This window comes from Streptomyces sp. NPDC002265 (assembly GCF_040296125.1).
GTDB lineage: Bacteria > Actinomycetota > Actinomycetes > Streptomycetales > Streptomycetaceae > Streptomyces.
The window spans coordinates 1-3886 of the sequence record NZ_JBEOWS010000567.1; the positions used below are offsets into that span (position 1 = coordinate 1).

The 3886-nt window shown below is 72.4% G+C and carries 4 protein-coding genes and 1 pseudogene; 3 read left to right on the forward strand and 2 right to left on the reverse strand.

The window, feature by feature from the left end:
- The first annotated feature begins 118 nt into the window (after positions 1-118).
- On the forward strand, positions 119-346 hold the full coding sequence (locus ABT085_RS44870) for a hypothetical protein (protein WP_351622574.1): 228 nt from the start codon (positions 119-121) through the stop codon (positions 344-346).
- Between the two features lie 382 nt (positions 347-728).
- The gene (locus ABT085_RS44875; protein WP_351622577.1) at positions 729-1184 is read left to right on the forward strand and encodes a cyclic nucleotide-binding domain-containing protein; all 456 of its coding nucleotides are present in this window, start codon (positions 729-731) and stop codon (positions 1182-1184) included.
- Positions 1185-1285: 101 nt separating this feature from the next.
- Here the strand turns inward: ABT085_RS44875 and ABT085_RS44880 are convergent, their stop codons facing one another.
- Together ABT085_RS44880 and ABT085_RS44885 are read right to left on the reverse strand one after the other, a co-directional pair.
- On the reverse strand, positions 1286-2572 hold the full coding sequence (locus ABT085_RS44880; RefSeq protein ID WP_351622580.1) for an MFS transporter: 1287 nt from the start codon (positions 2570-2572) through the stop codon (positions 1286-1288).
- Positions 2573-2660: 88 nt separating this feature from the next.
- Positions 2661-3362 (reverse strand): TetR/AcrR family transcriptional regulator, encoded by a 702-nt coding sequence (locus ABT085_RS44885; protein WP_351622583.1) that lies wholly within the window; start codon positions 3360-3362, stop codon positions 2661-2663.
- Positions 3363-3658: 296 nt separating this feature from the next.
- Here ABT085_RS44885 and ABT085_RS44890 point away from each other — a divergent pair.
- Positions 3659-3886: pseudogene (locus tag ABT085_RS44890) on the forward strand (ATP-binding protein); the annotation flags it as partial.

Genomic DNA, 3886 nt, shown 5'->3' on the forward strand with positions numbered 1-3886 from the left:
GCCGCCCGGAATCAGCGGATCCTTCTCTCTTCGCATGACCTGGAGGCGGGCCGTCAAACCTGCCGTTCCGGGGCGGAGACCCCGTCATCGACGGGCCCATCGGGGGTAGTCGGGTGCCATGACGGATGTTGTGGACTCGGACGAGCTGGTGCGCCGTATGCAGCGGGCCAGGACCTGTGCCCAGCAGGAGGCGCGGCTCTGGCAGGCGCGGTGCGGGGACCTGAGGGCGACCGATCCGGACGGGGCCCGCGAGGCGGCCGTGCGGACGCTGGCCTACGAGGCGGTGATCAGGGTGATGGACGAGATCCTCACCCCCGGCAGGCATCGCGGCGAGGACGGCAAGTGAAACCGGTCACGCAACCCGGTTTCCGGTGCGGAGACCCTTAGCAGATGGTTTACCATTCACCTATACGCGGTGACGGAGTCGACCGTACCGTCCTCCGTGTACCACCGCGTTGAAGCCCTGGCTGGTTTCCCCCGTCCAGCCAGGGCTTTTTCATGCCCGGACGGGTCTGCGCCACCCTCCCCGGGTTGAACGGCGAGGGACTGGGTAACTGCCTCTACCACCCCCACCCACGCGTCGGGCCGACGACCACGGGTGCCCACCCCGCCGAGGTGCCCGAGCTGTCGGCAGCGGCTGAAATGGGGCTTAGGGGAAGACACCGCCGACGGTGACATTCCGCCGCGCGGCCGCCCTCCCTCCACTTCGCCGGCGAGGAGCCCCGCTCATGACCAAAGCGACAAAACTCCTGACCGCCTTGCCCCAGCCGCAGCGCGAGCGCCTGATGTCACTCGCCCGGGAGGTCTCCTTCCCCGAGGACACCCGCATCTTCGAGTCCGGCGGCACGGCCGACCGGTTCTGGGTGATCCGCTCGGGCGCCGTCTCCCTGGACCAGCAGGTCACGACCGCACAGCGGGTGACCGTGGCCACGCTGGGGGCGGGCGACCTGCTCGGCTGGTCCTGGCTGTTCCCGCCGTACCTGTGGGACTTCGGAGCGGAGGCCTTCAGCCCCGTACGCGCCTACGAGTTCGACGCGCAGCCCGTACGGGAGCTGTGCGACGAGGACGCCCAGCTCGGGCTGATACTGATCCGGACGGTCGCGGAGATCCTCGCCCACCGGCTGGAGATGACCCGCACCAAACTCACGGAGCAGTACGCGCTGCGCCGGCGCAGCGCCCTGTAGTCCACGGCGGTCCGGCAGCCGCGCGGCCCCACGCTCCCGCGGTCCCGCGCTCCCGCGGTCCGTGCTGCCGCAGGGCCGCGGGGGTACGGGGGTGCCGAGCGTCAGATGCGGTAGCGGCGCAGGGCGGGTGCCGCGGCCGCCAGGCCCAGCATCAGCACGACGACCAGCAGACCGCCGCCGGCGACGGCCGCGTGGGGGCCGAACGCCGCACCGGCCGTGCCGTGCAGCACATCGGCGACGCGCGGTCCGCCCGCGACCACGACGGTGAAGACGCCCTGCATCCGGCCGCGCATCTCGTCGGTGGCCGCGGACAGCAGGATCGCCCCACGGAAGACCATGGAGACCATGTCGGCGACCCCGGCGGCGGCCAGGAACACCACCGCGAACCACAGGTTGCGGCTCAGCCCGAAGCCCGTGACGGCAGCGCCCCAGGCGACCACGGAACCGATCACCATCCAGCCGTGCCGGCGGGCCCGGGAGAAGGCGCCGGAGAACAGCCCGCCGGCCACCGCGCCGACCGGGATCGCGGCGAACAGCAGTCCGAGCGCGAGACCCTCGCCCCAGGGCGCGAAGTTCTCCGCGGCGAGCTGCGGGAAGAGGGCGCGGGGCATGCCGAAGACCATCGCGATGATGTCGGCCAGGAAGGACAGCAGCAGCACCTTGTGCGCGGAGAGGTAGCGGAAACCGGCGGCGATCTCGCGCACCCCCGCGCGGCGCGCCACGGCGGCCTGCGGCGGCAGCGCGGGCAGCCGCAGGACCGCCCACACCGTGACGCACAGCGCCAGCGCGTCGACGAGATACAGCTCGGGAAGCCCGATGACGGGAATCAGGACGCCCGCCAGCAGCGGTCCGACCACCTGGCCGGTCTGCATCACGGTCGAGCCGAGGGCGTTCGCGGCGGGCAGCTCGTCGGCGGGGACCAGCCGCGCGATGGAGGCGTTGCGGGCCGGGGCGTTGAGCCCCCAGAACGCCTGCTGCACGGCGAGCAGGACCATCAGCGCGGCCACCGAGTCGAGTCCGACGGCGGCCTGGACCCAGAACAGCACCGAGGTGACGGCTATGCCGACGTTGGTGATCAGCAGCAGCTTGCGCCGGTCCACCGTGTCGGCGACCGCGCCGCCCCACAGTGCGAACACGATCAGCGGCAGCAGGCCGGCGAGGCTCGCGGCCCCGACCCAGGCCGAGGAGCCGGTGATGTCGTAGATCTGCTTGGGCACGGCGACCGCGGTGAGCTGGCTGCCGACCGCCGTGACGATCGTCGACGACCACAGCCGGCGGTAGGCCGGGCGGCGCAGGGGGCGGGTGTCCATGGCCCAGCGCCGCCAGCCGCGCCGGGGCGGCGCCGGGGCGGCGGTGGGTGACTCGGTACTGCTCTCGCTGGTGTCCACGGGCTTCCTGGTTGCTCGATACATCTTTCTGCCGGGGATCACTATCGCAGCACCTGCTGTGCCCGCGGGCCGCGGTCCGCGGTCCGGATCAGACCGCCGCCAGCCGGGCCGCCGCGCTGTCCAGCAGCATCTCCAGCGCGGTGGGGTAGGCGCTGTCGACCATGCGGGCCGCCAGCAGCGGCGCGGCCTCCGCGATGCGCGGGTGGGTGGTGGCGGGCAGCCGCCCGTAGGTCGAGCGCCACTTGTCCTCGTCGGCGCGCAGCGTGGCCCGCGGCAGGGCCAGCGAGGCCGCGTCGAGGGCCGCGAAGGCGAGGGTCTGGTCGATGAAGGCGTGGTAGATGCGGACCGTGTCCGGCAGCGGGAAGCCCGCGGTGCGCAGGATGTCCAGTACGGCCTCGTCGGCGGCCAGTTCATGGGTGCGGCCGGTGACCCGGCTCGCGGTGAGCAGGGCCGCCTGCGGATGGGCGACGTACGCCGCGTGGATGCGCAGCCCGACGGCGTGCAGGTCCGTCCGCCACTGCCCGGTGGGCCGCCAGCCCCGCAGGGCCTGTCCGATGAGGGCGTCGCCGATGGCCAGGGTCAGCTCGTCCATGCCGCGGAAGTACCGGTAGAGCGTGCTCGGGTCGCAGTCCAGCGCCAGGCCGAGACGGCGGGCGCTGAGTCCGGTGCTGCCGTGTTCGGCCAGCATCCGCAGCGCCGTGTCGACGATCAGCCGCTCCGAGAGCACGGTGCCACTCCTGGTGGGCCGGCGCCGGCGCCGCTTGTCCTCGGGCACCACCGGTTTGGGCATCGCCGCCTCCTCGACCGCTTCCCGCCCGGCCGCTTCCCCGCCCGGCCGCTCTTATGCCAACGCCATTGACCTTACGACGGCGGAAGGCGTTGTATCACCGGCGGGGCCCCACTTCTTTCGTTCACCCGACTCGACCGACTCGACCGACTCGACCTCGTCGACCCGTTCGAACTGTTCGACCTGTTCGACCGATCCGACCCGTTCGACCTCTTCGACCGGTGCGACCCGGTCCGACCCGGTCGACGGATCAGCCGTGTCACCGAGTCGGCCACTTCATCCGAGAAGGAGTCCTCGTCATGCGTGTTCTGCTTGTGGGAGCCGGCGGTGTGGGCACCGCGATCACCCGGATCGCGGCCCGGCGGTCGTTCTTCGAGGCGATGGTGGTGGCCGACCACGACCCGGCGCGGTCCGAGGCCGGCCGCCCCGCCCTCGGCCCCGACCGGACCTGGTTGCGGGGCCAACGCCGGCACCCGGACGAAGACGATGGGGTGGTGGGCCGGCTGCGGCGGTTAGCCAGGGACGTG